General features: G+C 65.5%; 27 protein-coding genes and 3 tRNA genes. 13 read left to right on the forward strand and 17 right to left on the reverse strand.

Going from position 1 to position 25,114, the window contains the following annotated elements:
• Positions 1-83: 83 nt before the first annotated feature.
• The 5 genes from V3B46_RS04015 to V3B46_RS04035 all read left to right on the forward strand — a co-directional run bounded on the left by V3B46_RS04015 (position 84) and on the right by V3B46_RS04035 (position 4,388).
• The gene (locus V3B46_RS04015) at positions 84-2,579 is read left to right on the forward strand and encodes a heavy metal translocating P-type ATPase (protein WP_017511447.1); all 2,496 of its coding nucleotides are present in this window, start codon (positions 84-86) and stop codon (positions 2,577-2,579) included.
• Positions 2,580-2,594: 15 nt separating this feature from the next.
• Complete coding sequence (gene cueR, locus V3B46_RS04020) at positions 2,595-3,074, forward strand: Cu(I)-responsive transcriptional regulator (protein ID WP_012614052.1); 480 nt, start codon at positions 2,595-2,597, stop codon at positions 3,072-3,074.
• 15 nt (positions 3,075-3,089) lie between these two features.
• A complete protein-coding gene (gene fdx / locus V3B46_RS04025; protein ID WP_012614051.1) occupies positions 3,090-3,428 on the forward strand; it encodes an ISC system 2Fe-2S type ferredoxin in 339 nt (112 codons plus the stop codon).
• Positions 3,429-3,651: 223 nt separating this feature from the next.
• The gene (locus tag V3B46_RS04030) at positions 3,652-3,924 is read left to right on the forward strand and encodes a glutaredoxin domain-containing protein (RefSeq protein WP_012614050.1); all 273 of its coding nucleotides are present in this window, start codon (positions 3,652-3,654) and stop codon (positions 3,922-3,924) included.
• A 95-nt stretch (positions 3,925-4,019) separates the two neighbouring features.
• Positions 4,020-4,388: a MauE/DoxX family redox-associated membrane protein gene (locus V3B46_RS04035; protein WP_223656233.1), complete on the forward strand. Its 369-nt coding sequence runs from the start codon at positions 4,020-4,022 to the stop codon at positions 4,386-4,388.
• Between the two features lie 74 nt (positions 4,389-4,462).
• On the opposite strand, the gene V3B46_RS04040 is transcribed toward V3B46_RS04035, so the two are convergent.
• Positions 4,463-4,657, reverse strand: a complete 195-nt coding sequence (locus tag V3B46_RS04040; RefSeq protein ID WP_012614049.1) for a heavy-metal-associated domain-containing protein — start codon at positions 4,655-4,657, stop codon at positions 4,463-4,465.
• 100 nt (positions 4,658-4,757) lie between these two features.
• On the reverse strand, positions 4,758-4,976 hold the full coding sequence (locus V3B46_RS04045) for an Lrp/AsnC ligand binding domain-containing protein (protein ID WP_017511446.1): 219 nt from the start codon (positions 4,974-4,976) through the stop codon (positions 4,758-4,760).
• Here V3B46_RS04045 and V3B46_RS04050 point away from each other — a divergent pair.
• The 3 genes from V3B46_RS04050 (at position 4,975) to V3B46_RS04060 (ending at position 8,365) form a co-directional block, all read left to right on the forward strand.
• Entirely contained in the window at positions 4,975-5,571 is a 597-nt protein-coding gene (locus V3B46_RS04050) for a VOC family protein (RefSeq protein ID WP_017511445.1), read from the forward strand. The two genes, V3B46_RS04045 and V3B46_RS04050, sit on opposite strands and share 2 nt — an antisense overlap.
• 320 nt (positions 5,572-5,891) lie before the next feature.
• Positions 5,892-6,785, forward strand: a complete 894-nt coding sequence (locus V3B46_RS04055; RefSeq protein WP_012614048.1) for a LysR family transcriptional regulator — start codon at positions 5,892-5,894, stop codon at positions 6,783-6,785.
• A 128-nt stretch (positions 6,786-6,913) separates the two neighbouring features.
• Positions 6,914-8,365: an IS5 family transposase gene (locus V3B46_RS04060; protein ID WP_198887594.1), complete on the forward strand. Its 1,452-nt coding sequence runs from the start codon at positions 6,914-6,916 to the stop codon at positions 8,363-8,365.
• 45 nt (positions 8,366-8,410) lie between these two features.
• Here the strand turns inward: V3B46_RS04060 and V3B46_RS04065 are convergent, their stop codons facing one another.
• Entirely contained in the window at positions 8,411-8,704 is a 294-nt protein-coding gene (locus V3B46_RS04065) for a helix-turn-helix domain-containing protein (protein ID WP_024082527.1), read from the reverse strand.
• Between the two features lie 104 nt (positions 8,705-8,808).
• Here V3B46_RS04065 and V3B46_RS04070 point away from each other — a divergent pair, with 104 nt between their 5' ends.
• The gene (locus tag V3B46_RS04070; RefSeq protein WP_012614047.1) at positions 8,809-9,450 is read left to right on the forward strand and encodes a substrate-binding domain-containing protein; all 642 of its coding nucleotides are present in this window, start codon (positions 8,809-8,811) and stop codon (positions 9,448-9,450) included.
• Positions 9,451-9,516: 66 nt separating this feature from the next.
• On the opposite strand, the gene V3B46_RS04075 is transcribed toward V3B46_RS04070, so the two are convergent.
• A complete protein-coding gene (locus V3B46_RS04075; RefSeq protein ID WP_012614046.1) occupies positions 9,517-11,460 on the reverse strand; it encodes a tyrosine-type recombinase/integrase in 1,944 nt (647 codons plus the stop codon).
• A 226-nt stretch (positions 11,461-11,686) separates the two neighbouring features.
• Positions 11,687-11,762 (reverse strand) — tRNA-Gly (locus V3B46_RS04080).
• A 130-nt stretch (positions 11,763-11,892) separates the two neighbouring features.
• Here V3B46_RS04080 and V3B46_RS04085 point away from each other — a divergent pair.
• From V3B46_RS04085 to V3B46_RS04095, 3 genes are all read left to right on the forward strand, one after another.
• Positions 11,893-12,294 (forward strand): hypothetical protein, encoded by a 402-nt coding sequence (locus V3B46_RS04085; protein WP_329891193.1) that lies wholly within the window; start codon positions 11,893-11,895, stop codon positions 12,292-12,294.
• The gene (locus tag V3B46_RS04090; protein WP_329891194.1) at positions 12,287-12,730 is read left to right on the forward strand and encodes a hypothetical protein; all 444 of its coding nucleotides are present in this window, start codon (positions 12,287-12,289) and stop codon (positions 12,728-12,730) included. The genes V3B46_RS04085 and V3B46_RS04090 overlap by 8 nt, the downstream gene beginning before the upstream one ends.
• Before the next feature lie 107 nt (positions 12,731-12,837).
• Positions 12,838-13,278 (forward strand): hypothetical protein, encoded by a 441-nt coding sequence (locus tag V3B46_RS04095; protein WP_229655289.1) that lies wholly within the window; start codon positions 12,838-12,840, stop codon positions 13,276-13,278.
• 9 nt (positions 13,279-13,287) lie between these two features.
• Here V3B46_RS04095 and V3B46_RS04100 read toward each other — a convergent pair whose 3' ends face one another.
• The 4 genes from V3B46_RS04100 to V3B46_RS04115 are packed head-to-tail and all read right to left on the reverse strand — an operon-like array spanning position 13,288 to position 17,537.
• A complete protein-coding gene (locus V3B46_RS04100; protein WP_329891195.1) occupies positions 13,288-14,202 on the reverse strand; it encodes an HlyD family secretion protein in 915 nt (304 codons plus the stop codon).
• Entirely contained in the window at positions 14,199-14,927 is a 729-nt protein-coding gene (locus tag V3B46_RS04105; RefSeq protein ID WP_154263038.1) for an ABC transporter ATP-binding protein, read from the reverse strand. The genes V3B46_RS04100 and V3B46_RS04105 overlap by 4 nt, the downstream gene beginning before the upstream one ends.
• A 10-nt stretch (positions 14,928-14,937) precedes the next feature.
• Positions 14,938-16,077 (reverse strand): ABC transporter permease, encoded by a 1,140-nt coding sequence (locus V3B46_RS04110; protein ID WP_329891196.1) that lies wholly within the window; start codon positions 16,075-16,077, stop codon positions 14,938-14,940.
• Positions 16,074-17,537: a TolC family protein gene (locus tag V3B46_RS04115; protein ID WP_329891197.1), complete on the reverse strand. Its 1,464-nt coding sequence runs from the start codon at positions 17,535-17,537 to the stop codon at positions 16,074-16,076. Before V3B46_RS04115 ends, V3B46_RS04110 begins: the two co-directional genes overlap by 4 nt.
• 190 nt (positions 17,538-17,727) lie before the next feature.
• Between V3B46_RS04115 and V3B46_RS04120 the strand changes: the two genes are divergently transcribed.
• Positions 17,728-18,075, forward strand: a complete 348-nt coding sequence (locus V3B46_RS04120; RefSeq protein ID WP_329891198.1) for a hypothetical protein — start codon at positions 17,728-17,730, stop codon at positions 18,073-18,075.
• A gap of 67 nt (positions 18,076-18,142) precedes the next feature.
• Here V3B46_RS04120 and V3B46_RS04125 read toward each other — a convergent pair.
• From V3B46_RS04125 to kdsB, 8 genes are all read right to left on the reverse strand, one after another.
• Positions 18,143-18,218: transfer RNA gene (locus V3B46_RS04125), tRNA-Gly, on the reverse strand.
• Between the two features lie 114 nt (positions 18,219-18,332).
• Entirely contained in the window at positions 18,333-19,439 is a 1,107-nt protein-coding gene (locus V3B46_RS04130; protein ID WP_329891199.1) for an NAD(P)/FAD-dependent oxidoreductase, read from the reverse strand.
• A 137-nt stretch (positions 19,440-19,576) separates the two neighbouring features.
• Positions 19,577-19,652 (reverse strand) — tRNA-Gly (locus tag V3B46_RS04135).
• Between the two features lie 236 nt (positions 19,653-19,888).
• Positions 19,889-20,515 (reverse strand): CDP-diacylglycerol--glycerol-3-phosphate 3-phosphatidyltransferase, encoded by a 627-nt coding sequence (pgsA, locus tag V3B46_RS04140; RefSeq protein ID WP_005412825.1) that lies wholly within the window; start codon positions 20,513-20,515, stop codon positions 19,889-19,891.
• 18 nt (positions 20,516-20,533) lie between these two features.
• Positions 20,534-22,378, reverse strand: a complete 1,845-nt coding sequence (gene uvrC / locus V3B46_RS04145) for an excinuclease ABC subunit UvrC (RefSeq protein WP_132809760.1) — start codon at positions 22,376-22,378, stop codon at positions 20,534-20,536.
• Complete coding sequence (locus V3B46_RS04150; RefSeq protein WP_329891200.1) at positions 22,375-23,787, reverse strand: hypothetical protein; 1,413 nt, start codon at positions 23,785-23,787, stop codon at positions 22,375-22,377. Before V3B46_RS04150 ends, uvrC begins: the two co-directional genes overlap by 4 nt.
• On the reverse strand, positions 23,784-24,272 hold the full coding sequence (locus V3B46_RS04155) for a low molecular weight protein-tyrosine-phosphatase (RefSeq protein WP_329891201.1): 489 nt from the start codon (positions 24,270-24,272) through the stop codon (positions 23,784-23,786). Before V3B46_RS04155 ends, V3B46_RS04150 begins: the two co-directional genes overlap by 4 nt.
• Entirely contained in the window at positions 24,269-25,042 is a 774-nt protein-coding gene (gene kdsB / locus V3B46_RS04160; RefSeq protein WP_121503788.1) for a 3-deoxy-manno-octulosonate cytidylyltransferase, read from the reverse strand. The genes V3B46_RS04155 and kdsB overlap by 4 nt, the downstream gene beginning before the upstream one ends.
• Positions 25,043-25,114: the final 72 nt, after the last annotated feature.

Raw genomic sequence — 25,114 nt, forward strand, 5'->3', positions numbered from 1 at the left:
GCATCCGAAAAAGCGCTTGACCTTCCCACGATGGTAAACCCTAAGCTCCCTCCATGTCGAATTTCAACTATGGGAAGCACACCATGAGCATGGCAACAACGAGTAGTGCTGGCGCCCAAGCAGCGGCAATCAGCCTGCCCATCGAGGGCATGACCTGCGCAAGCTGTGTCGGCCGAGTCGAGGCCGCCCTTGCCAAGGTCGAGGGCGTGGCAAGCGTGTCTGTCAATCTCGCCACCGAGCGAGCGGACATTCGCCTGAACCGTCCTGTCGATCGCATGGCGCTGATCCAGGCGATCGAGAAGGTAGGGTACGACGTGCCTCAGGGCACCATCGAGCTGGCGATCGGAGGCATGACCTGCGCTTCGTGCGTGGGCCGCGTCGAGAAGGCGCTCAAGGCGGTGCCGGGCGTCACTGAGGCTGTGGTCAATCTGGCGACCGAGCGCGCTACCGTGCGTGGCGTAGCATCCGTGCAGGATCTGATTGCTGCTGTCGATAAGGTCGGCTACGAGGCCAGCCCGGTCGATACAGGCATGCAGGCCGACGAGGAAGCTGCCGAGAAAAAGGACGCCGAGCGCGCCGAACTCAAGCGCGACCTGACCCTGGCCGCCGTGCTGGCGCTGCCTGTGTTCGTGCTCGAAATGGGCTCGCACATGATTCCCGGCATGCACGAGTGGGTGGCTTCCACCATTGGCATCCAGCAGAGCTGGTATCTGCAGTTCGTGCTGACCCTGCTGGTGCTCGCCATTCCGGGCTGGCGCTTCTATGAGAAGGGCTTCCCGGCGCTGTTCCGCCTGGGTCCCGACATGAACTCGCTGGTCGCGGTCGGCACGGCCGCGGCCTTCGGTTATTCGATGGTCGCCACGTTCGCGCCCAGTCTGCTGCCGGCCGGCACGGTGAACGTGTACTACGAGGCGGCAGCCGTCATCGTGGCGCTGATCCTGCTGGGCCGCTTTCTTGAGGCACGGGCCAAGGGCCGCACCTCCGAGGCCATCAAGCGCCTGATCGGCCTGCAGGCCAAGGAGGCGCACGTGCTGCGCGACGGCCGCATCGTGGACATCCCGATCAACGACGTGGCGCAGGGCGACATCGTGGAAGTGCGCCCCGGCGAGCGCGTGCCGGTCGATGGTGAAGTGACCGAGGGCCGCAGCTTCGTGGACGAGTCGATGATCACCGGCGAGCCGATTCCCGTCGAAAAGGCGGAAGGCAGCACCGTGGTCGGCGGCACCGTCAACCAGAAGGGTGCGCTGACGCTGCGTGCCACCGCCGTGGGCGGTCAGACCATGCTGGCGCAGATCATCCGCATGGTCGAGCAGGCGCAAGGTTCCAAGCTGCCGATCCAGGCCGTGGTGGACAAGGTGACGCTGTGGTTCGTGCCCGCCGTCATGCTGGCCGCGGTGCTGACCTTCCTGGTCTGGCTGGTGTTCGGCCCGTCGCCCGCGCTGTCCTTCGCGCTGGTCAATGCCGTGGCGGTGCTGATCATTGCCTGCCCTTGCGCCATGGGTTTGGCGACGCCGACCTCCATCATGGTCGGCACGGGCCGGGGCGCCGAGATGGGCGTGCTGTTCCGCAAGGGTGAAGCCCTGCAACTGCTCAAGGACGCCAAGGTGGTGGCCGTGGACAAGACCGGCACGCTGACCGAGGGCCGCCCGGTCCTGACCGACCTGGAGATTGCCGACGGCTTTGACCGCAACCAGGTGCTGGCGAAGGTCGCCGCTGTCGAATCGCGCTCGGAGCATCCGATCGCACGCGCCATCGTCGAGTCGGCCGTGGAAGGTGGCATCGCGCTGCCGACGATGACAGACTTCGATTCGGTCACGGGCATGGGCGTGCGCGCCACCGTGGACGGCGCGCGTGTCGAGGTCGGTGCCGATCGCTTCATGCGTGAGCTGGGGTTGGACGTGGGCAGCTTCGCTCGCACGGCCGAGCGCCTGGGCAACGAGGGCAAGTCACCGCTGTACGCCGCGATCGACGGCCGGCTGGCCGCCATCATCGCGGTGGCCGATCCGATCAAGTCCAGCACGCCCGCGGCCATTGCCGCGTTGCACCAGCTCGGCCTGAAGGTGGCGATGATCACCGGCGACAACGCGCGTACCGCGCAGGCCATCGCCAAGCAACTGGGCATCGACGAGGTGGTGGCCGAAGTGCTGCCCGAGGGCAAGGTCGAAGCCGTGCGCCGGCTGAAAGCCAGCCACGGCCAGATCGCCTACGTGGGCGACGGCATCAACGACGCCCCGGCGCTGGCCGAGGCCGACGTGGGCCTGGCCATCGGCACCGGCACCGACGTGGCGGTGGAGTCGGCCGACGTAGTGCTGATGTCGGGCAACCTGCAGGGCGTGCCCAACGCCATCGCGCTGTCCAAGGCGACCATCGGCAACATCCGCCAGAACCTGTTCTGGGCGTTTGGCTACAACACGGCCCTGATCCCGGTGGCCGCTGGCGTCCTGTACCCCGCATACGGTGTGCTGTTGTCGCCGATCTTCGCGGCTGGCGCGATGGCGCTGTCCAGCGTGTTCGTGCTCGGCAACGCGCTGCGCCTGCGCCGCTTCCAGCCGCCGCTGGCGGCGGATACCGCTCATTGAGAAAGGAGGAACACCATGAACATCGGTGAAGCATCCAAGGCCTCGAAGGTCTCGGCCAAAATGATCCGCTACTACGAGCAAATCGGTCTGATCCCTCCGGCTGACCGCACCGATTCGGGCTACCGCGCCTATACCCAGGACGACGTTCACCGGTTGCATTTCATCCGGCGTTCGCGCGACCTCGGCTTCTCGGTGGCCGAGATCACGGACTTGCTGGGACTGTGGAATGACAAGTCGCGCCAGAGTGCTGATGTAAAGCGTCTGGCCCAGCAACACATCGACGAGTTGGACCGGCGCATCGAGAGCATGCTGGAGATGGCCGCGACGCTCAAGGCGCTGATCCGGTGTTGCGCCGGCGACGAACGGCCCGACTGCCCGATCCTGCACACGCTGGAGCAGCCCGATATCAGTGACAACAAGCCCGAAGCGCGCACTGGCGCAGTGCCGCGCCGCGCGCGAGCCAACGCAGCAGGAAAAAAGCCGTGTGCGCACTGAGCAGCCAGGAGAGATATGCCCAAAATCACCGTCTTGCCCCATCCTGAACTGGCGCCTGAGGGAGCCGAACTGAACGTGCCAGCAGGCACTTCGATCTGCGAGGCCCTGCTGGACAACGGCATCGAGATCGAGCATGCCTGCGACATGAGCTGTGCCTGCACGACCTGTCACTGCATCGTGCGCAAGGGGTTCGATTCTCTAAACGAAGTCGAGGAATGCGAGGACGATCTGCTCGACCGGGCCTGGGGACTGGAGGCGCAGTCGCGGCTGAGCTGCCAGGCCATCGTTGCGACCGAAGACCTGACCGTCGAGATCCCCAAGTACACGATCAACCATGCCAAGGAGAACCACTAGGAGCCTGCGTGCTGCCTCAGGCGCACCGGCCTGCGGCAGGGTTGCTCTGGCAGATGGAGGACTGACGGCATTGCCGCCAGATAACCAACCCGTGGGCCAGACCAACCCGCGAGCCAGGTGTCTACACTCCCTTTGCACGGTCGTCGGTTAGGCTGGAAAGGTCATCAACGTCCTTAAATCCGTGACGGCCGGCCCATGGAAAGTCCCACAGGAGAAGTCCTGCATGTCTGCGCCCAAGCTAGCCACGCTCTACCGAATGGTCATGCCCGGCCATACCTGCCCCTACGGGCTGAAGTCGCTCGATCTGCTCAACCGCAAGGGCTACGAGGTCGAGGACAAACACTTGGCAAGCCGCGAGCAGACGGATGCGTTCAAGAAGGAGCATGGCATCGAGACCACGCCCCAGGTCTTCATAAACGGGCGGCGCGTGGGCGGCTACGACGACCTACGCAAATTCTTCGGCATGTCCGTGAAGGACAAGAACGCCGTGACCTAGACCCCTGTGATCGCGCTGTTCGCCACGGCGGCCGCAATGGCGCTGGCGGCGAGCTGGGCGGCCTTCGGCCAAGTCTAGAGCATTCAGGCGGCAGAGTGGTTCGTGGCCTTTGCCATGTGCCTCCTGGCGCTGCAGAAGCTCAAGGACGTGGACGGCTTCGCGACGACCTGCTGGCCAAGCGCTGGGTTCGGTATGCCTATTTCTACCCGTTCGCGGAGGCCATCGCAGGCGTCCAGATGGTCGCGGGCGTGGGGATGTGGGTGTCGATTCCGTTGGCGCTGTTCATCGGGACCGTCGGGGCCGTGTCGGTTTTCAAGGCGGTCTATGTCGATCGCCGGGAACTCAAGTGCGCCTGCGTGGGCGGGGACAGCAACGTGCCGCTGGGCTTCGTGTCCCTGACCGAGAACCTGATGATGGTGGCGATGGCCCTGTGGCCAAGGTCGGCCTACCTTGGGATGCACTGAGCGCCGCGCCAGGTACGGCGCAGCGCACGTGCTCGCATCGGCCGTCCTGTGTGCATGCCGGCCACGATGCGGTGTTACTGCGCGCGCGGCGGGAAGCCAGCTTCGCTCAGGGCCGCGGCGATCTGCTCTTGCGAGGCCGAGGTCTGGACCTCGACACGGCGGGTCGGCGGGTCCGTGACGATCTTGGCGTTGGGGTCGATCATTTGGATCGTTTTCGTCACAGTGCGGGCGCAGCCGCCGCAGGTCATGTCTTCGAGATGGAATTGCATGGAAAACTCCTTTCGGGTTGGGGTGTTTGAAGTGTGCTCCTTGCCACCGTTGGAAGGTCAATCGCTATTTGCATCCCCGCCACACCAACCGGCCGAATGCTCATAGGGGCAAGGCCGTGGTGCTCTTTACGCGATCCAGCACGAAGCTGGTCTTGCAGTCCTGCACGCTGGGGTGCTTGAGCAGCGTGTCGAGCACGAAGCGGGAGTAGTGAGCCATGTCCATGACGACCACCCGCAGCAGATAGTCCATGTCGCCGGTCAGCGCATGGCACTCCACAACCTCTGGCCAGTTCTGGACAGACGCGCGGAACACGTCCATGGGATTGCGCTTGTGCGAGTCGGAGTACTGGGCCGACTTCTACACGAAGTTCTTCAACTTCCAAGAGATCCGCTACTTCGACATCAACGGCGAGTACACCGGCCTAGCCTCCAAGGCGATGAGCGCGCCGGACGGCCTGATCCGCATCCCGCTGAACGAGGAAGCACGCCAGGGCGGCGGCCAGATTGAGGAATTCTTGATGCAGTTCAGCGGCGAGGGCATCCAACACATCGCCCTGCTGTGCGACAACCTACTCGATGCGCTCGACCGCGTGCAGATGGCCGGTATCCCGCTGCTGACCGCCCCCAACGACATCTATTACGCAAACTTGGAAAAGCGCCTGCCCGGCCATGGCCAGCCCGTACCCGAGTTGCAGGCGCGCGGCATTCTGCTCGACGGCACGACCGAAGGCGGCCAGCCCCGCCTGCTGCTGCAGATATTCTCCGAGCCGCTGCTTGGCCCGGTGTTCTTCGAGTTCATCGAGCGCAAGGGCAACTACCGCGAGGGCTTCGGCGAAGGAAACTTCGGTGCCTTGTTCGAGTCGATGGAACGCGACCAGATCAACCGTGGCTCGTTGGAAATCAACCCGGCCTGATTTGGGCCTTTCCATGAAGGCAGAGCGCCTTCAGTCCTACATCTCGCGAGCCCCTCTGTGGGCTCGCGCTACTTTGGCGTCAGTACTGCCTTAGCCGCTCAAGCATTGAGCGGGTTGGCTTCGGCGTCACGTTCCGAAACAGTTGCTACCGCCCTTGACTTGAGTTAATACATGAACATATGTATTCTTATTCAGATACACCGATGGCCTTTTTCCTCGCCCTGAAGAGGGACCCAGCACTACGTCGCCCCCTCTAAGCGCACTTCGGCAGCAATGCGCCGTGGCCAACCCAATGACCAGGATTGCTGAAGGACGTGCCCATGGAACTTCGTCATTTGCGCTGCTTCGTGGCTCTCGCCGAAGAGCTGCATTTCACCCGTGCTGCGGAGCGCTTGCACATCGAGCAGCCGCCGCTGTCCCGCACGATCAAGGAATTGGAAGACGAACTGGGGGTGCTGCTCTTTGACCGCGATCGGCGGGGAACGCGGTTGACGCCAGCGGGCACCACCTTCCTTCAGGACATTCGCAGGCTGTTCACCAACCTGGAGCAGGCACGAGAAAACGTCAGGGCGATCGCCGCAGGCCTAAGAGGCAGCGTGCGCATCGCCATCTCCGATGGCGCCATCGACCCGCGGCTGTCTGCACTTCTTGCCCTGTGCCGCCAGGAGGAGCCGGAGATCGAAATACGGCTCTCCGAGGTCACCCTGGCGGAACAGTTGCGGGGACTGCGATCCGGCGACTTCGCGATCGGTTTCGCACACACCGCGGACGTCGGCGACGGACTGGTGACGGAGCCCATCTGGCAGGACCCGCTGGTGGTGACCGTGCCGATCCGGCACCCGTTGCTGGCCCACAAGGAAGTGTCGCTACGTGAACTCGTGAGTTACCCGCTGGTGATGTGCGATCCGCAGCTTTGCGAGGGCTACTGCCGCGAATTGACCCGGCTGCTACATCCCCTGGAGCGCGAGTCCACCATCGTTGAGCATGTCTCGTCGCTGGACATGATGCTCACATTGGTCGGAGCTGGTTACGGCATCGGCTTCGCAACGGCGACCCGAATCGCGGCGTGTCAACGTCCCGACGTGGTGATCCGGCCGTTGGCGCTCGATTCGGCCGTCATCATCACCTACCTGCTTCGGCCCGAAGGCGGTAGCGGACTATCCGCACCCGTAGAGCGCTTCATCGAGCGTTTGCGTTCGCCAAAGAGCGATTAGCTAGTCGGCCCTGCAAAACGCCCTGAAGCCGCATGGACACTGAGTTGGTGAGGTGATGTTGAGGGGTTGGAACTCCCGAAGATGAATCGGCTCGATGCGAATTTCTGGGAGTTTGGAGAGGGATTTCGATGAGCACGCCGGACTTTTTCCGCGCCCGACTGGACCAGATGATCGACCTGCGCCACCCGCTGGCGGTGCTGGCCACACGCATGCCGTGGCAGCAGATCGAAGCGAGCGTGGCGCCGCTGCTGGCGCGCAAGGACCGGCGCGGGCGCAGCATCGAAGGTGCAGACCTGTTCGGCCCCACGCTGCAGGTGGTCGGCGCAGGCGTGAGCGCGGCAGGCCGCCCGCGCCTGGCGATCCGCTTGATGGTGTCGCTGCTGTACCTGAAGCATGCCTATGGCCTGAGCGACGAGGCCGTGGTCGAGCGCTGGGCCGAGAACGTGGTGTGGCAGTTCTTCAGCGGGCAGGAGTACTACGAGCCGCGCCTGCCGTGCGATGCCACGCAGATCGGGCGCTTCAGGCGGGTGCTGGGCGAGGCCGGCGTGGAGGAGTTGCTGGCCAAGACGATCGAGGCGGCCGTGCAGATGCAGGCGGTGCGCAAGAGCGAACTGCAGCGTGTGATCGTGGACACCACGGTGCAGGAAAAGGCGGTGGCCTATCCCACCGACAGCCGGCTGCTGGAAGTGGCGCGGGCCAAGGTGGTGCAACTGGCGCAGCGCGCCGGGCTGCGGCTGAAGCAGACCTTCGAGCGCGAGGGCCGCAGCCTGCGCCGGCGTGCCGGCGGCTATGCGCACGCCAAGCAGTTCAAGCGGCTGCGCCGGGTGCTCAAGCGCCAGCGCACCGTGCTCGGGCGCGTGCTGCGCGACGTGCAACGCCGCCTGCTGGAGGCGCCGCAAGACGTGCGTGATCGCCTGCAGCCATGGCTGGAGCGCGCCGAGCGCATCCGCTCGCAGCGCCCCAAGGACAAGCACAAGCTGTACGCGCTGCATGCGCCGGAGGTCGAGTGCATCGGCAAGGGCAAGGCCCGCCAGCCCTACGAGTTCGGCGTGAAGGTCAGCGTGGCGGTGAGCGCCAAACAGGGCTTGATGGTCGGTGCGCGCAGCCTGCCGGGCAACCCCTACGACGGCCACACGCTGGCCGAGCAACTGGAGCAGACCACCGTCTTGCTGCAGGACCTGGGCGTCAAGCCGCACACGGCCATCGTCGACCTGGGCTACCGGGGGGCGGATGCCGACATTGGCGGGGTGACATTGATCCATCGCGGCAAGAGCCGCTCGCTCACGCGCAGCCAGCGGCGCTGGCTGAAGCGGCGTCAGGCGGTCGAGCCGGCCATCGGGCATGCCAAGCACGATCACGGCATGAAGCGCTGCTGGCTCAAGGGCGCTGAGGGTGACGCGCTGCATGCGGTGTTGTGCGCAGCCGGCTTCAACATCCGCTGGCTGCTGCGTGCCATCGCCCGGCGGGGCATTGCTCCAGCCTTTTTGCGCTCGCTTTGGCTGCTGTCAGCGCTCGCAGCGTCCGCGAGTCGACTCGCTACTCTTGCACGTCCGGCGCTTCTCGTCGGCGCCGCGAGATGAATTTTGCAGGGCCGACTAGCTACGACGCCTGCGCCACATCCGGCGTCACGCATCGCCCTGAAGGTAGAGGTTGCGCTCCGTGGCCGTCATCAGTTCGGCCGAGCTGATCTTGAGAGCCAGGGAAATTTTTAGAATGAGAGCGAGTGTCGGCATGTGCTCGCCGCGCTCAATCTTGCCCATGTGCGAGCGCGCGATCCCCGCCAAGCCCGCGAACTCATCCTGAGCAATCCCCTGAGCCAGGCGAGCGGCTCGCACCGCTTGCCCGAACGCCAACGCCGGTGCGGACTCATAGGTGGTTACTCCGGCGGGCCGTCCAGGCCGAATAGTGCGCTTCTGCATTCGCAGAAGCGTCATGGAATCACTGATCTTTAACCACGTTAAAGATATCTCTTGAGTATGATGTCGGCTGCTCTTTTCGATCCCGTTGCCTCTTGGGGGCATCCATGCACAACGCCATCAGACCGTCCCCGAATTTCACACTCGCCATAGCGCCAGGTGTGCCGTCTTCACGGCTGTCGGCGCTGCTTGCACTGCAGCGAGCGCACGAGCCGGGTGTCGCGATCGCCGTGCGTGAAGTTTCGGATCAAGAGCTGGTAACGGGCCTGCATGAGGGCCGCTACGACGCGGGGCTATCTCTTAGCAGTGCGGGGGATCACCTGACGAGTAGCCGGAGGCTGTGGTGCGAAAGCATGGCCGTCGCGATACCACCGCGGTTCCGTTTGGTTGATCAGGCGAAGCTCACCATCTCCGATCTTCAGGACTATCCAATCTATCGCTGGCAGGCGGAGGCTTGTCCCTTGCTGGACGAGAGGTTGGCCTCCCTGATGCCAGTGGACCAAGAGAACATCCTGCCTGCAACTTCATTCGAGATGATGGCGCTGTGGGTTTCAGCCGGCTACGGCATCGGCGTATGCGCGCAATCGCGCATCGAGCGTGCCCATCAATGGGGGGTAAGCATGCGACCGCTCGCCGATGGCCCCTATGAGATCGTGACGTACCTCCAACGGCCCCACGCGCAAGCAGATTCTGCTGCCAAGCGTTTCGAGCGCAGGGCGCTGCAGATCGCCGAGGCAGGCGCCCTGTAGCAGGCACTCCTATAGGCCGGAGCCGTCTCATCCCGGCCATAGGTTGCAGCATGGGACTAGACCGGACTAGACCCCTTCAAGCACCGCTGCGCTGTCCACCAGTCGGCGGACGCTCTGCCGCACGTCCTCGGGGATGGGCCGCGGGGCAACGGCCTCGGGCACATCCGCATGGTGCTGGTAGTCGCCCATGAGAACCCGGATGATTGCGGGCACGTTCGTTGGCGTGACCGCATCAATGGCCGCACGATCACCCAGGTCGGGGTGAGGCTGGGTCAGCATGCGGTACAGGTCCCACGAATCGGCGTGCGGGCATTGGTTCATGAGCACTTGGGCCAGCTTGTGCTTGAGCGGCACCAGTTGCCAGTCGGGAACCCGCTGCCCCCGGTTGCCCAGGCTGATCGACAGCAGCTTGCCCGCCTTCAGCTCGCGGTTGATCTGGTCCTTGGACTTCCCGGCCAGCTTGCCGAACAGCGGGACCGGCAGATTGTTCGGCGACTCGTAGATGGCCAGCATTTCCTCGCGCTCGCGCTGGATCGCGGAGACTTCCGGCTCCGGGGCATGCACCGGAGGCGGCGGCACCTGCGACAGCCGCTGGAACATGATTCCGCCGCTGTTGGGGGTCACGACGATAGGCGTGGCCACCACGGGCGGCACGCCGGGGACAACAGGCTCAGCAGTCGTGGAGACCGCGCCCACCACTTCCTCCACTTCCGCCATTGCCGGCACCCCGTCGATACGGATGGTCAGATGCGCGCTCGCGGCTTCGACTTCACCCTGTTCGAGCAGGTCAAGACGGTCTGCCCAGTCCTGCATCATGCGACGCCGAGGCTCCACGTACTTGGCGTGGTTGTAGGCCGAACTCACCTTGTTGGGGTCGGAGTGCGAAAGCTGAGCGTCCACCCAAATCTTCGGGTATCCGATCTCGTTGAGCGCGGTCGAGATGGTGCCGCGGATGCCGTGGCCGGTCAGGCGCCCCTCGTAGCCCATGAGCTGCACGGCCTTGTTGAGGGTGTTCTCGCTGATGCGCTTCTTGAGTTCGCTGCGATGCGACAGCAGGTACTTCTGCGCTGGACGCATCACGCCCAGGAGATAGCGCACGATCTCGATGGCCTGCAGGGACAGGGGCACGATGTAGGGCGGCACGTCCTGCGGCCGCTTGCCGGCCTTGCGCATTTCGTCCTGGAGTTGCTTGACGACCTGCGGCGGGATGATCCACAAGCCGCGGTCGAGGTCGAATTGCTCAGGCTCGGCCAGGCGCAACTCGCCCGTGCGCACCCCCGTCAGGAACAGCAGCCGGACGCCAAGCTGGGTCTGCCAGCCCCGGGGGTTGTAGCGCCGGAGCTTCTGAAGGAACTCGGGCAGCTCGGGCAGGTGCAGATAGGGGTTGTGGGCCACCGGGGGCTTGGGCTCGGCCACCACGTCCAGGTCCGCGGCCGGATTGACTTCCAGCCCTTCGGCGATGACCAGGGCATAGCGGAACATCTGGTTGAACCAGGTGCGGACCTTCTCGGCGGTGGTGAACGCCTTGCGTTTCTCGATCGCCGCCACGACGCCCACGAGCTGGGGCCGTCGAATGTCGTAGATCGACATCTTCCCCAGGGTAGGCAGCACGTCCTTGTTGAAGATGCGCAGGATCTGCGAAAGCGTGCTCTGACGGCCTTCCTTGAGTTCCTTGCGGCGATGCTCGACCCAAGCATCGAAGACGTTCTTGAAGGTGTATTCGCCCGCCAGCTTGGCCGCGTGCCGGCGCTGGTCGCGTTCGATTTGGGGATCAATGCCCTTGGCGAGCAGAACCTGAGCCTTGTCCCGCTCGGCGCGGGCCTCGCGCAGACTGAGGGCGGGATAGCCACCCAGGGACATGCGCTTTTGCTTGCCCAGCCAGTAGTATCGGAAGATCCACGACTTGCCGCCTGCGGCAGAGACCATCAGGCCCAGGCAGTCGTTATCGGAGAGGGTGTAGCGCTTGCCGGTGGTTCTTGCCTGCCGGACTGTCAGATCAGAGAGTGCCATTTCGAGGCTCCTAAGTTATGACTTAGGCCTAATGCTCGTCATGGTTCCCGCTCAGCCCCAGCAACTATCCGGTAGCCGTCCCAACCGTATTCTTGTGCCTCAATTGGTCACTCAAAAACGGTAGCTGTGGGTGGATTTCCGTGGCGCTCGCTGGAATGAAAAAAGGGGCCAAAGCCCCTCTTTTCAACGACTTACAGACGTCAGTAGAAGTCTGTAGATCACTATCTGGAGCGGGAAACGAGACTCGAACTCGCGACCTCAACCTTGGCAAGGTTGCGCTCTACCAACTGAGCTATTCCCGCAGATTCCGTTCGACCTGCGTCGAAGGAGCGCTATTGTGTCCAAATTCCTTCACGCCGTCAACAGTCTTCACACGATGCAGTCATGGGCGTCTGCACTGGGGTACGCTGCCCCGCCCAGCCCCGTGCGCCCATGGTCCTTCGCGGCAAGCCCCTGTCGATCGCCCTGCTGCTGCATCTGGTGGTAGCGCTGCTGTACTGGGCACTGATACCGCAGGGCATGAACTGGTATCGCGACCATTTCGGCTACACCTCCCATCGTGACATCGGCCTGGGCATTGCCCAGTTCTATCTGTTCTGGATGTTCATTGGCGCCCAGCCGCTGATCGCGGTGCTGCGGCCGCTGTTCGCCAAGCTGCTGGTGCTGGCGATTCCCCTGGCGTTCGCAAGCTGGACACTGATGCACAACCACCCGCTGCGCCTGCTGTACTTCACCGTCGGGCCCGGCCTGCTGGCACTGGCCGCAATCGTCACATCCGCGCGGTATGCATCACGCAACCGCCTGCCCGCCACCTCGGACACCGCCGATGCCTAGACGTTACATCCGCCTGTTCTGGTTGCTGGTCGCGCTGACCTGGCTGGCGCTGATCGCCGCACTGGTCAATGCCGGCTTCACCCCGGACTACTGGTTGCTGCGCCGCCTGGAAGGCGCAGAGCTGTCCTACCCGACCAGCACCGTCATCGTGTTCGCGTTGCTGGGCACAGTTGAACTGGTCGTGGCCGCCTTGATCGTACGACCGTGGAAACTGAAGCGGCTGTGGCTGCGCCTGTTGATTGCCTTCGTTCTGCTGCTGGCGTGGTCGGTACCGTGGATGCTGTCGGCCATGCATCAGCCGCCGGTGCACGGCATGCATCTGCTGTGGTTGCTGCTGCTGGACGTGGGACTGCTGCTGGCGCTGTGCGTGGTATCGCTGGTCAGTGTCCTTAAAGGCCTTTCCCGCAGGAAGAAGGCCCGGATCACGGCTCCGTAGGCCATTGGATCCGAGGCCTTCACCGTTTCACTTTCGGATCTCTTGCATGGATTGCAGTACGCCGATAGCGGAATGTTGAGGATCCGCCAGCGACGAGCGCTTGAATCGTGCCCCTGCCCATCGCATTCCGTGCCGCCCCTGCCTTCTGGCTGTTCGTATCACTCATCTGGCTGCTGCTGGTTGCTGCGCTCATCCATGCCGGATTCCAGCCGGATCATTGGCAGCGGACTTACACCGAGTCCGGGACGCTGCCCTATCCCATCGGCTCGGTGATCACGTTCGCGCTGATCGTCCTGGTGGAAATGACAGTGCTGGGCCTGGCTGTGCAGCCATGGCGGTTCCGCCGCCTGTGGCTGCGGATCCTGATCAGCCTCATTCCATGGCTGGGGTGGAACGTCCTATGGGGCTTGGCTGCCATGCATCAATCCCCCGTGCGCGACGTCCACTCGAACTGGCTGCTCGGCATGAGCGCCATCCTGCTGCTTGCACTGCTCGTGGTTGTGCCGGCCTCGCTTTGGCCTAGCCTGCGACGTTGGCTCAGGAACTGAGGCCCGCGCCTACTTCCGGAACTCCACCCGCACATGCTGGCCGAAGCGCGCCTTGGCCGCGTCGTCGAACTCCAGCACACACTCCACCACCTTGGCCACGCCGCGCCCCGCGTCTTCGGGCAAGCGTGCCTGCGCGAACACCGGGCTGATGCGTACCACGCGTGCGGGTGGCAGTGAGCCGGTGTTTTCAGCGCCATCGCTGTCCGGCACCACGGTGGCCTTCATGCCCACCTGCACGACATCGGCATAGGCGGCGCTCAGTTCTGCACGCACCTGCAGCGGACGCGCCGGCAGCAGCGAGATCGCCGGCTTGCCCGCCTGCACGAAGGCGCCGAGGCCTGGCACCTGGCCGACCACGGTGCCGGCTTCCGGCGCGCTCAACGACATCTGCTGGAGTTTCAGTCTGGCGTGTTCCAGCTTGTGCTGGGCCATGTCGACCTGCGCACCGGCCACATCGACATCGGCACGTACGCCGGCCAACTGCTGCTTGGCCGCATCGGCCTGCTGGTTCGAGGACACACCTTCGCTGGCACCCGTGGACAGGCGGGTGGCGTTGCGCTCCAGTTCGCGCAACTGCGCCTGGCTGCCCTTCAGGCGGTCGTTGGCCAACGCCAGATCGGCGGTGGCCATCGCTACTTCCTGCTGCAGCAGGGCACCATCCAGCGACAGCAGCAGCTGTCCCTTCTTCACCGTGGCGCCCTCCTTCACCGGCGCGGCGGTGATCGAGCCATCCACCGGCGGCGCCAGCGCGATCAGCCCACCCTCGACGTCGATGATGCCGCGCGCCACCGCAACCTTGCCGGCGGCAGCAGTGCTGGCTTTACCTGCAGGTGCCTGGGCAGGCGCGTCCTTGGAACAGGCGCCGAGCAGCAGCGCCGCGGACAGTACCAGGCTGAAGGGAAGCAGGTGCAACGTCTTGGTCATGGGGCGGACTCTACAGTTTCGTTCTGGCGGCGGTCATCACGGACCATGCCGTCTTCCATGGCGATCACCCGATCGGCATGCCGGATCAGGCGCGGATCGTGGCTCACGCACAGCACGGTGGCGCCATGCGCACGTGCGTAGCGATGCAGGATGTCGATCACGCGCTGGCCGTTCTCGGCGTCCAGCGCGCTGGTGGGTTCGTCGGCAAAGATCAGCGTCGGCGACTTGGCGAAGGCGCGCGCAACGGCCACGCGCTGCTTCTCACCACCGGACAACTGCGCCGGACGCATGTGGCTGCGGTGGCTGAGGCCCACCTCTTCCAGTGCCTTGCGGGCCAGCGGTTCGCTTTCGCGATTACTCATGCCGCGGTAGCCCAGCGGCAGCTGCACCTGCTCCAGTGCGGTCAACGCCGGGAACAGGTTGAAGCCCTGGAATACGAAGCCGACATGGTGCAGGCGGAAGCGCTCCACTTCGCTGCGCGTCATGTGGCCCACGTCCTGGCCGAGTGCGTGCACGCGGCCACCGTCGGGCGCGGACAGGCCGGACAGCAGCGACAGCAGCGTGCTCTTGCCGCAACCGGACGGGCCCGACACCAGCGTCAACTCGCCCGGATAGATGTCCAGCGACAGGCCGCGCAGCACCGGCACCTGCACGTCGCCGGTCATGAAACCCTTTTCCAGTGCGTCGGCCTGCAGGGTCGGGGCGACGGCGCGTATGGAAGTCATCGACCGGTCCTCAACGCAGCAGCAACGATGGATCGGAGCGGACGACACTGCGTACCGCCATGATGCTCGACAGCATGGCCATCACCGCGACCAGTACCACGCAACCAATGATGACCATCGGCGTCAACTGCACCGGCACGCGCTGGGTCTGAGCAATCAACAACACCACGGTGCTGAATGCCGCCGCCAGCAACATGCCCACGCCGCCGATCAGCAATGCCTGCTCGAATACCACCCGCGCCAGTGCATAGCGCCCGGCACCGAGTGCGTTGAGCGTGGCGTATTCGCGTACCGACCCAGCCACCACGGAAGCAAACGACTGGTTGGTGATCACCGCGCCGACGAAGCAGACGATGACCGCCATGAACAGCACCGCGATGCCGGCGCCGGTATCGAACAGCCAGTATTGCTGCGAGCGGTTGGCGAACTCCGGTGCCGTCCAGAACTCGACCGGCGTGGCCTGCCCCATCGACGTGGCCAGGCGGTCACGCACGTCGTTGGACAGGTCCGGCGAGCGCAGGCCGGCCACGAAATAGGTGCTGCCCTCATGTGGGTCTGTACCGGCGATGGCGCGCGCGGTATCCAGCGAGGCCAGCACGTTGACGCCACCAAGACCACGCAGGCCCGGTTGTGCAGCCACCACGCGCACCGCCTTGCCGTTGATCCACGCACGGTTTTTCTGCAGGTCCACGCCCAGCGTGTCCAGGTCGGCGCTGTCGACGATCACCGCGCCCGGCTCTCGCAGCTGCGCGCGCAGGTCGGCGGGCAGGATGCGCGCGAACATCATCGCATCGCCTTGGGTGGAGATACCGGACAGGTACACCGACACGTTGCCGGTACCCTGCGCGCCGGAGCGCCATTCGCCATCCACCCACTCGTAGGGTTCGACGCGGGTGACATCCGGATCCATGCGCAGGTGGCTTTCCACATCCGCGCTGATGGCATGGCCGTAGTTGACGCTCTGGGTGCCAGGGAAACCGGCCCAGATATCGGCGGAGGATGCCTTCACGTAAATCGCCGCGGTACCGAAGATACCCAGCACCAGTGCCGCCTGCACGATCAACAGCACGCCGGCGAAACACATCGCCAGCACCACCGGCAGGAACCGGCGCCACTCATAGGCCAGGGTCTTTCGGGCCAGTGCGATCATTGCGACGCGTCCTCGGCTTCGACCGGCAGCGGTGCGCCACCGAGGGCGCGGTACAGCGAAGCAAACGCGAGCACGCGTGCGCCCTGCGCACCGATCAGATCAGCCTGCGAGGCAAGCGCGGCACGCTGCGTGTCCAGGCCATCGAACTCGCTGGACAGGCCCAGCTGCACCTGTCGCGCCTGGCGCTTGAGCTGCTGGCCGGCGGCATCATTGGCCGCACGCAGCGACTGGATGCTGCTGTCCTGGCGCGCCAGGCTGCCCAGCGCACCCTCCACTTCGCTCACGCCTTCCAGCACGGCCTTGCGGTAACCGAGCAATGCGGCGTCCAGTTGCTTCTCATCAGCATGGAAACGCGCGCGGCGTTGGCCCCAATCCCACAGGGGAATATCGACGTACGGGCCGATCGACGGACTGGAGTCGGAGTTGGAGCGGGCGTTCTGGGTGAGGTTGTAGGCGTACAGGATCGAGCCGCCAAGACTGACCCGCGGATACATCGCGGCACGTGCGGAGCCCTTGCTCGCCGCGGCCTGCATCACTTCAGATTCGGCCAGCAGAATCTGCGGGCGGTGGCGCAGCAGATCGGCCGGGACCTGCTGCAGCGAGAACGTGCCCAGCTTCGGCGGCGTGCGATAGGCGCGCCAAGCCGGATCCGGACCATCACGGCCCAGCAGCAATGCCAGCGCACGGGCGGCGTTGTCGGCGTTTTCCCGAGCCTGTGCGATGGCGACGTGGGTGGCGGCCTGGCGTGCACGCAGGCGATCCAGCTCGCCCGGCTCATCCAGGCGCAGGCGCTGGCGGACCCGCGCCAGTTGTTCGCCGCGGTCATCCACGGTCTGCTGCCGGGCCAGCAGGTCCTGCTGGGCCTGTGCCACGGTCAGGTCCAGATAGCTGCGCACCACGTCGGCGATCACCGCCACCTGTGCGGCATTGCGCAACGCCTCGGCATTGCCGGCCGAAGCCTGCGCGCCCAGCTGCGCGCTCTCGGCGGCGCCGAACAGGCCCAGGTCCCAGATCGCTTCGATGCCGGCATGGAAGTAGGTATCGACGGCGGCGGCGTCCTGCACCTGCTTGGCGCTGGCCGAGATTTCCGGCAGGAAACGCGAGTCGGAAGTGCCTGCGACGATCCGAACGGCCTGCAGGCGCAACGTAGCCTGCTGCAGGTCCAGGTTGCCGGCGATGGCCTGATCGACCAGGCCATCCAGTGCCGGGTCGGACAGCACTTTCCACCACTGTCTGGCATCCACTGCCACGCCCTGGCCCTGCGGCACCTGGGTCCAGGTGCTGGGCGTGCGATCAGGCAGGTCCGGAACAGGCACCGACATGCAACCTGCCAGGGCCAGGCTTGCCAACAACGCACCAGGGCGCAGCACTGCATGCAGGGAGAGTCCGCGCCCGGCCTTGGGCACTGCCACTGAAGTGATACGCCTGACCACCAGCCCGCCAACGTGTAGAAGGAGCATGAAGGCTACCGTGCGATTGTGGAGCGAACATGGAGAAATCGTCCGAAAAAGGTCACGGCACGCGTGCGGTTCAGGCAACGCCGACCCAGTCTTTCACTACGCTTTCAATGCGTTCCCGGCACGGAACACTGGACGACTTTCACAGCGTATTGCACATTGCGGCATTGTCTTGCTTCGATGCTGCCCGAGCGTGAAACGTCCCCGCCGCTGGCTGCTGATTGGCTCGATCACGACAGCGACTGTCGGTGTGATCGTGCTTGTCCTGACCACCCCACTGGTCTCGAACGCCACGCTGATACTGATGGAGCGCAGCAACTTCATTCCCGCCGAATCCTCGATCTTCACGTTCGAGCCGTATGCCATCAACCAGGGTTCGTCAAACTACTGGCTGTACGGGAAGGACCGGACCTACTACTACCACTTCACCTACGAAGATGATGCTCCCTACGTCTACATCCCGCAGGACAACCGCTGCCCCGGTTTCGACCGGCAGGATGCCCGGACCTGGTGCAGCGCGCTGCCCGGCAAGGCACGCTAGCGCGGCGGTGCTGCAACCGGTGTGACAAACGAAAAACGCCCCCTTTCGGGAGCGTTTTTCTTGAATCTGGAGCGGGAAACGAGACTCGAACTCGCGACCTCAACCTTGGCAAGGTTGCGCTCTACCAACTGAGCTATTCCCGCAGATTTCGTTCGACCTGTGTCGAAGGAGCGCTATTGTGTCGATATTGCTGCACGGCGTCAACAGGAATTTTCAGGTGAAGTGAAGGGGGGCGTTCAGGCCCCTGCCTGCTCCCTTCACGTGCGCAGGCCGCGGCGATGGAAGTAGATCTGCTCGGCGATACGCCGCGTGGCCGCCGTATGCAGGAGCGCGTTGAGCGGCCAGTCGGCCTGCAGATGATCCATCGCCCAGCGCAGCAGGCGCTTGCCGTGGAAGGCCGGGGCGGCCTGCCGCGCCACCCGTTCGGCGTCCGGTCCTTGGCCGCGCAGATGGCGGGCAATCGCCTCGCCGACCGTCCAGCCATGCCGCCACGAGGAATGGATGCCTCCGGCGGACAGTGGTGAGACGATGCCCGCCGCGTCGCCGGTCAGGATCACGCGTTGACCAGTGATCGGCCCATCCGGCCGACCGCAGGGCACCAGGCCTGCGCGGGTGGCCGACGGACGCCCCGAAGGCGGAATGCCGACGACATCGCGCACGTGCTCAAGGAAGCCATCAATATCAGGCGGGCGTACCTGATTCGGGTCATGGCGCAGTGCCAGGCCGACCTGCAGCCCGGTCGGGTTCTGTGCGACCCAGCCGATGTAGCCCGGTGCAAAGTGCTTGCTGACGAAGCAATGGAGTGCGTCGCCCTGCGGCAACTGGAGGCCGGCGAACTCACGTTCGACGCCGTAGAGGTTGTCACGCACCTGGCCGAGGCCGGTGCGCTTGGCAACGCGTGAGCGTGCGCCATCGGCGCCGACCAGGTAGGCGCACCGCCCCGCCCCTTCCACCTGCCAGCCGTCGCCACTGCGATGGGCGTCGGTGAAGGACTGCTGCAGGCGAAGGTCGACACCATTCGCGCGCAACTCGCTGGCCAGCCAGCGCATCAGGTTCGGCGTATCGGTGGTGAGGAAGTAATAGCCCGGCGCGGCCAGCAACACGCTGCGCAGGTTCGGCGCATACAGGCGCACATTGGCAACCCGCTGCACCAGATGTTCGGGCATGCGCCCCAGCCAGGTCTGCTCCATCGCCTCCTTCACCACGATGCCGGTGGTGTGCAGGCGTTCGCCGGGATCGGCTTTGCGTTCGAGCACGCAGACGCGCAGTCCATATTGGACAGCGGCCAACGCGCAGGCGGCACCGGCGAAACTGGCGCCGACGATGATCATGTCGTGGTCGTAGGCGGAGGATTGATGAGGCATCGCGGCGTCACCCTTCGAACGAAGGATGCAGCATCCAACCTTCATGTGGTGGGGCGATGGAGCGACGGTGAAGTGACAATGAAGCGCGTTGGACGCAAACGAAAAACGCTCCCTTGCGGGAGCGTTTTTCTTGAATCTGGAGCGGGAAACGAGACTCGAACTCGCGACCTCAACCTTGGCAAGGTTGCGCTCTACCAACTGAGCTATTCCCGCTTGGGAGGCGAAATTTTACCTATTCCAAGAATGGCGTCAAGCGCTTTTTTCAGGGTCTGCGAGGTGCCCGGCGCCACGTATCCACGCATGGCGTGGATCTACTACAACATCCGCGCAAACCGATGGATCCGCATCATCCGTGGATGCGGCATTTCCAGTAGATCCACGCCATGCGTGGATAAACGCATCGCTGGGGTCAGAGCCCTTTCCTGAGCAAAGGGATCCGACCCCGGCGCTCAATTGCCCAGCTTCTTCTGCCGCGCCCGCTCGCGCGCGGCGCGCTCATCATCGCGCAGGCTCGGCCAGGCGGCGTGCAGGTACTGCAGGCCCGACCACAGTGTCAGCACGGCGGCAATCGCCAGGGTCCAGTCGCCGATATGGAACACCGGCCAGCCCATCCAGATGTCTTCCACCGGCACGTTCGGCGCCACCGAATACAGCAGGCACAACAGCGCGACCATCTGCGCGGTGGTCTTGATCTTGCCGATCATCGCCACGCGTACCTTGGCGCGCTGGCCCAGCTCGGCCATCCACTCGCGCAGCGCCGACACCGCAATCTCACGGCCGACGATGACCGCTGCCCAGAACGCCATCCACGGCGTCGGGTGGCCCTGCACGATCAGGAACAGCGCCACCGCCACCATCAGCTTGTCCGCGACCGGGTCGAGGAAGGCGCCGAAGGCCGATTCCAGCTGGTAGCGGCGGGCGATCCAGCCATCGAGCCAGTCGGTGATCGCGGCCAGGCCGAAGATCGCCGCCGAAGCGAAGTTGGTCCAGGTGTAGGGCAGGTAGAACACCAGCACCAGCACCGGGATCATCACGATCCGCAACAACGTCAGCCAGGTGGGCAGGGTCAACTTCATGCTTGCGTGCTTCTCTCTCTACTCGGCCGCATCAGGCGTGGCCAACCCGTGCAGGTTAGCGTAGATACGTGCCGCGAGGGCGTCATTGATGCCTTCCACCTTGGCGATTTCCGCTTCGCCAGCGGCTTTCAGGCCCACCAGGCCGCCGAAATGCTTGAGCAGGCTGGCGCGGCGGCGCGGCCCGATACCGGGGATGTCCTCCAGCTTGCTGGTCATCCGCGCCTTCTGGCGGCGGCCGCGGTGGCCGGTGATGGCAAAGCGGTGCGCCTCATCGCGCACCTGCTGGATGAACTGCAGCGCCGGATTGGCCGCGCCCGGGCGCAGCTCGCGGCCATCGGGCATCACCAGCGCTTCGTGGCCGGCGCGGCGTTCCACGCCCTTGGCCACGCCCACCAGCAGCACGCCTTCCACGCCCAGGTCGGCCAGCGCGGCCTGGGCCTGCGCCAGCTGGCCGGCGCCGCCGTCGATCAGCAGCACGTCCGGCAGCACGCCCTGCTCTTCCACCGCACGGCGGAAACGGCGGTCGATGGCCTGACGCATGGCGGCGTAGTCGTCGCCCGGCTCGATGCCGCTGATGTTGAAGCGGCGGTACTGCGCGCGCACCGGACCGGCGGCGTCGAACACCACGCATGAGGCCACGGTGGCCTCACCCATGGTGTGGCTGATATCGAAACATTCCACACGCTTGACCGGCTCGGCCAGGCCAAGCATGTCGCGCAGCGCGTCGCTGCGCGCGTGCTGCGCGTTACGGCTGTTGAGCTCGGTGGCCAGGGTCAGCTGCGCATTGCGGCTGGCCAGTTCCACGTAGCCGGCGCGCTCGCCGCGCACATTCCACTTCAGCTGTACCTTGCGCTCGGCCGAGGCAGACAGCGCGGCAACCAGCAGGTCGGCATCCGGGATTTCGCGGTCCAGCAGGATCTCGCGCGGCGGCTCGAATTCGATGTAGTACTGCGAGACGAACGCGGCCAGCACTTCCTCCGGGCTTTCTTCACCGTTGGTGCGCGGGAAGAACGGGCGGGTGCCGAGGTTGCGGCCATCGCGGAAGGCCAGCAGCAGCACGCAGGCCTGCGAGCCCTGCATGGCCACCGCCAGCACGTCCAGGTCAGCGGCGCGGCCATCGACGTACTGGCGGGTCTGCATGCTGCGCAGTGAAGAAATCAGGTCGCGCAGGCGCGCGGCCTGCTCGAACTCCAGTGCCTCGCTGGCGGCCTGCATCTGCTCGCCCAGTTCGCGGGTCAGCTCGTCGCTCTTGCCTTCCAGGAACAGTGCGGCGCGACGCACCGATTCGGCGTAGTCCGGCGCCGGCACCAGCTCCACGCAGGGCGCGCTGCAGCGACCGATCTGGTACTGCAGGCACGGCCGCGAGCGGTTGCGGAACACACTGTCCTCGCAGCTGCGCAGCTTGAACAGCTTGTGCATCAGGTTCAGCGTCTCGCGCACCGCGGTGACGCCGGGATAGGGCCCGAAGTAGCGCCCGGGAATGGCACGCGGGCCGCGATGCAGCGCGATGCGCGGCCAGTCCTCGCGGGTCAGCAGCACATGCGGATAGGTCTTGTCGTCGCGCAGCGAGACGTTGTAACGCGGCGACAGCGACTTGATCAGCTGGTTTTCCAGCAGCAGCGCCTCGGCTTCCGAGCGCGTCACGGTCACGTCCATGCGCGTGATCTGCGAGATCATCGACATGATCCGCGCGTTCTTCGGACTGCCGTTGAAATAGCTGCCGACACGGTTGCGCAGCGCGCGGGCCTTGCCCACGTACAGTAGGGTGTCGTCGGCGGCGTACATGCGGTACACGCCGGGGGCGGTACTGAGCTGGGCCGCGAAGGCCTTGCCGTCGAAGGCCGGGGCGGGAACGTCTGTCATTCGCTGATCGGGACTTCGCTGAGCACGCCGCTGTCCGGGTCGAATCGCAGCACGGCATGGGCGTCGGTCTCGGAAATCCACACCGCACCGGCGCCTACCGCCAACCCCGCCGGGCCATGCAGGCGTCGTGGCAGCGGCTGGGTAGTCAGTTCGCCACCGCCCAGGCGCAGCGTGCGCAGGCGGCCGTTACCGGTATCGGCAATCCACAACAGCGGCGCATCCGGGCTGAGCGCGATGGCCTGCGGGAACTGCAGGCTGGCTTGGGCGCGGGGACCGTCTTCACTGCCGAAGCGCCAGGGCCCCTGCCCGACCAGGGTCTGCACCAGATCGCCGCGCAACTGCAGCGCGCGGATCGAGGAACCCAGCGCATCGGCCACGTACAGCACCTGCTGCACCACGGCCAACGCGGTGGGCTGGGCGAAGGCGGCCAGATGCCCGCTGCCATCACGCTCGTCGATGGAACCACTGCCCGCGCGCCATTGCAGGCTGCGCTGGCCCAGGTGGTAGCTCCAGATGCGGTTGTCGCCGGCCATAGCGATGTGCAGCTGGTTGTCGGCAATGGCCAGGCCGACAGGATGGTCCAGCGCAACCTGCCGCGCCTGCGCGACCGGGCCTTCCACCGGTGCGCCGGGACGGCCGTTGCCGCACAGCGTGTCGACGATGCCGGTCAGCAGGTTGATGCGGCGCACCGCGTGGTTGCCGGTGTCGGCGACGTACAGCGAATCGCGCTCCAGCACCAGCGCCTGCGGGCGGTGGAACGCGGCTTCGGCGAGGTTGCCGTCCATGAAATCGGCGGTGCCCAGCCCGAACTGGCGAAGGATGCGGCCACCATGGCTGCATTCGAGGATGCGGTGATGGCCGCTGTCGGCGATGTACAGGCGTTCGGTACTGACTGCCAGGCCCAGCGGGAAGCGCAGCGCCTGGCGGGGTTCCGGGTGCAGTTCGCTGCCGCCACGCGGCGGCGCCGACGGTGCGCCTTCGCACAGCGCGTTCAAGGCACGCTCCAGCTCACCGGGTGCACCCTGCCCGACCAGCCGTTGCTGTTCGCGGCCCTGCGCATCCAGCAGCACCAGGGTCGGCCAGGCGGTGATGCCGAAACGGCGCCAGCCATCCCAGTCGGCATCGAGCAGGACCGGCATCGTCAGGCCCTGGCGACGCAACAGCTTCAGTGCGGCACCGGCGTCGCGTTCGAAATCGAAGCGAGGCACCTGCAGCACCAGCGGCTGCAGCTTGCCAGGGTGGCGCGACAGCCATTGGCCGAACTCGGCCAGGCGTTGCGCGCTCCAGGCGGAGGCGGCGTTGACAAACAACAGCGCCACCGGCCGACCGCGCAGTTCGGTCAGGGTGCAGGGGGTGGCATTGAGCCAGGTGGCGAATTCGGGCAGGTCCGGGACGGGCTGGACGTTCATGGCCCGATTATGCCGGAGTCGGCGTCATGCAACAGTCGTGCCACGGCACGTTTTGCAGCATCGTCGACCAATGTCCAGACCTGTTCGAAATGCTCCCTGCCACCGGTGTACGGGTCCGGGATCGCCCCCCTGCCCTGCCCGCCGGTCCACGGCAGGTACAGCGCCAGCCGCTCGCGCTGGGGTGGCGTAGCGAGGCGGCCGGCATCGCGCAGGTTGGCCTCATCGGCGCACAGGATCCAGTCGAAACGGTCGAAATCCAAGGCCTGCAGCTGGCGTGCACGCAGGCCACCGATGTCCACGCCGTGCCCGGCCGCGCAGGCGATCGCACGCCGGTCCGGTGGCTCGCCCACATGCCAGTCGCCGGTGCCGGCCGAATCCACCTGCACGCGACCAGCCAGCGGCGAAGCGTCCAGGCGGGCGCGCAGCGCACCTTCGGCCATCGGCGAACGGCAGATGTTGCCGAGGCAGACGACCAGCAGCTTCATCGGGCAGCCAGCGTCTGCAGCAATGCTTCGGCGCGTTCCAGGTCCTCGGGCGTGTCGATGCCCGGCGGGAACGGCTCCGGCGAGATCGCCACGCTGATCGGGAAGCCCGCTTCCAGCACGCGCAGCTGTTCCAGCGATTCGACCTGCTCCAGCTGGCCCGGCGGCATCGCCGCGAACTGCTGCAGGAACCCGGCGCGATAGCCGTAGATGCCGATGTGGCGCAGCCAGTTGTGACCGGCCGGCAGCGTGTCACGGCTGCGTGCAAAGCCATCGCGGTGCCAGGCGATCGGGGCGCGGCTGAAGTACATCGCCTCGTTGCGCACATTGCGCACCAGCTTCACCACGTTCGGGTCGAACAGGGTATGTGCGTCTTCCACGGTCGTGGCGAGGGTCGACATCGGCGCATTGCCTTCAACCAGTGCCTGGGCCACCGCGCGGATACCTGCCGCCGGTGCGAACGGCTCGTCGCCCTGCAGGTTGACCACGACGGTGTCATCGGCCCAGCCGGCGATGCGCGCGCACTCGGCCAGGCGGTCGGTACCGGAGGCATGCGAGGTGGCGGTCATCGCCACCTTCACTTCGGCCAGGCCGGACAGTGCGTCGGCAATGCGTTGATCGTCGGTTGCGACCCAGACCTCGCCGGCACCGGCCTGCAGCGCGCGGCGCGCTACGTGCAGCACCAGCGGCTCACCGCCCAGCGGGCGCAGCGGCTTGCCCGGCAGCCGCGAGGCGGCATAGCGGGCCGGGATGGCGACGACGAATTCAGTCATGGGGCGGTACTCTGCAGGCTCGATACAACGGGAATGCGGCCGGCGGCGCATGAATGCAAGCGCCGCTGCGCC

This window comes from Stenotrophomonas sp. SMYL11, assembly GCF_036320005.1.
Classification (GTDB): Bacteria; Pseudomonadota; Gammaproteobacteria; order Xanthomonadales; family Xanthomonadaceae; genus Stenotrophomonas; species Stenotrophomonas maltophilia_A.

Excerpts from the sequence above, each read along its gene's own strand:
- V3B46_RS04055 (WP_012614048.1), top strand. The coding sequence starts at position 5,892 with ATGGAACTTCGTCATTTGCGCTGCTTCGTGGCTCTCGCCGAAGAGCTG.
- kdsB (WP_121503788.1), bottom strand. The coding sequence starts at position 25,042 with ATGACTGAATTCGTCGTCGCCATCCCGGCCCGCTATGCCGCCTCGCGG.
- V3B46_RS04090 (WP_329891194.1), top strand. The coding sequence starts at position 12,287 with ATGCCTAGACGTTACATCCGCCTGTTCTGGTTGCTGGTCGCGCTGACC.
- V3B46_RS04155 (WP_329891201.1), bottom strand. The coding sequence starts at position 24,272 with ATGAAGCTGCTGGTCGTCTGCCTCGGCAACATCTGCCGTTCGCCGATG.
- V3B46_RS04070 (WP_012614047.1), top strand. The coding sequence starts at position 8,809 with ATGCACAACGCCATCAGACCGTCCCCGAATTTCACACTCGCCATAGCG.
- cueR (WP_012614052.1), top strand. The coding sequence starts at position 2,595 with ATGAACATCGGTGAAGCATCCAAGGCCTCGAAGGTCTCGGCCAAAATG.
- V3B46_RS04075 (WP_012614046.1), bottom strand. The coding sequence starts at position 11,460 with ATGGCACTCTCTGATCTGACAGTCCGGCAGGCAAGAACCACCGGCAAG.
- fdx (WP_012614051.1), top strand. The coding sequence starts at position 3,090 with ATGCCCAAAATCACCGTCTTGCCCCATCCTGAACTGGCGCCTGAGGGA.
- pgsA (WP_005412825.1), bottom strand. The coding sequence starts at position 20,515 with ATGAAGTTGACCCTGCCCACCTGGCTGACGTTGTTGCGGATCGTGATG.
- V3B46_RS04050 (WP_017511445.1), top strand. The coding sequence starts at position 4,975 with ATGGGATTGCGCTTGTGCGAGTCGGAGTACTGGGCCGACTTCTACACG.
- V3B46_RS04130 (WP_329891199.1), bottom strand. The coding sequence starts at position 19,439 with ATGCCTCATCAATCCTCCGCCTACGACCACGACATGATCATCGTCGGC.
- V3B46_RS04040 (WP_012614049.1), bottom strand. The coding sequence starts at position 4,657 with ATGCAATTCCATCTCGAAGACATGACCTGCGGCGGCTGCGCCCGCACT.
- V3B46_RS04085 (WP_329891193.1), top strand. The coding sequence starts at position 11,893 with ATGGTCCTTCGCGGCAAGCCCCTGTCGATCGCCCTGCTGCTGCATCTG.
- V3B46_RS04045 (WP_017511446.1), bottom strand. The coding sequence starts at position 4,976 with ATGGACGTGTTCCGCGCGTCTGTCCAGAACTGGCCAGAGGTTGTGGAG.
- V3B46_RS04105 (WP_154263038.1), bottom strand. The coding sequence starts at position 14,927 with ATGACTTCCATACGCGCCGTCGCCCCGACCCTGCAGGCCGACGCACTG.
- V3B46_RS04065 (WP_024082527.1), bottom strand. The coding sequence starts at position 8,704 with ATGCAGAAGCGCACTATTCGGCCTGGACGGCCCGCCGGAGTAACCACC.
- V3B46_RS04150 (WP_329891200.1), bottom strand. The coding sequence starts at position 23,787 with ATGAACGTCCAGCCCGTCCCGGACCTGCCCGAATTCGCCACCTGGCTC.
- V3B46_RS04100 (WP_329891195.1), bottom strand. The coding sequence starts at position 14,202 with ATGACCAAGACGTTGCACCTGCTTCCCTTCAGCCTGGTACTGTCCGCG.
- V3B46_RS04115 (WP_329891197.1), bottom strand. The coding sequence starts at position 17,537 with ATGCTCCTTCTACACGTTGGCGGGCTGGTGGTCAGGCGTATCACTTCA.
- V3B46_RS04015 (WP_017511447.1), top strand. The coding sequence starts at position 84 with ATGAGCATGGCAACAACGAGTAGTGCTGGCGCCCAAGCAGCGGCAATC.
- V3B46_RS04110 (WP_329891196.1), bottom strand. The coding sequence starts at position 16,077 with ATGATCGCACTGGCCCGAAAGACCCTGGCCTATGAGTGGCGCCGGTTC.
- uvrC (WP_132809760.1), bottom strand. The coding sequence starts at position 22,378 with ATGACAGACGTTCCCGCCCCGGCCTTCGACGGCAAGGCCTTCGCGGCC.
- V3B46_RS04030 (WP_012614050.1), top strand. The coding sequence starts at position 3,652 with ATGTCTGCGCCCAAGCTAGCCACGCTCTACCGAATGGTCATGCCCGGC.
- V3B46_RS04060 (WP_198887594.1), top strand. The coding sequence starts at position 6,914 with ATGAGCACGCCGGACTTTTTCCGCGCCCGACTGGACCAGATGATCGAC.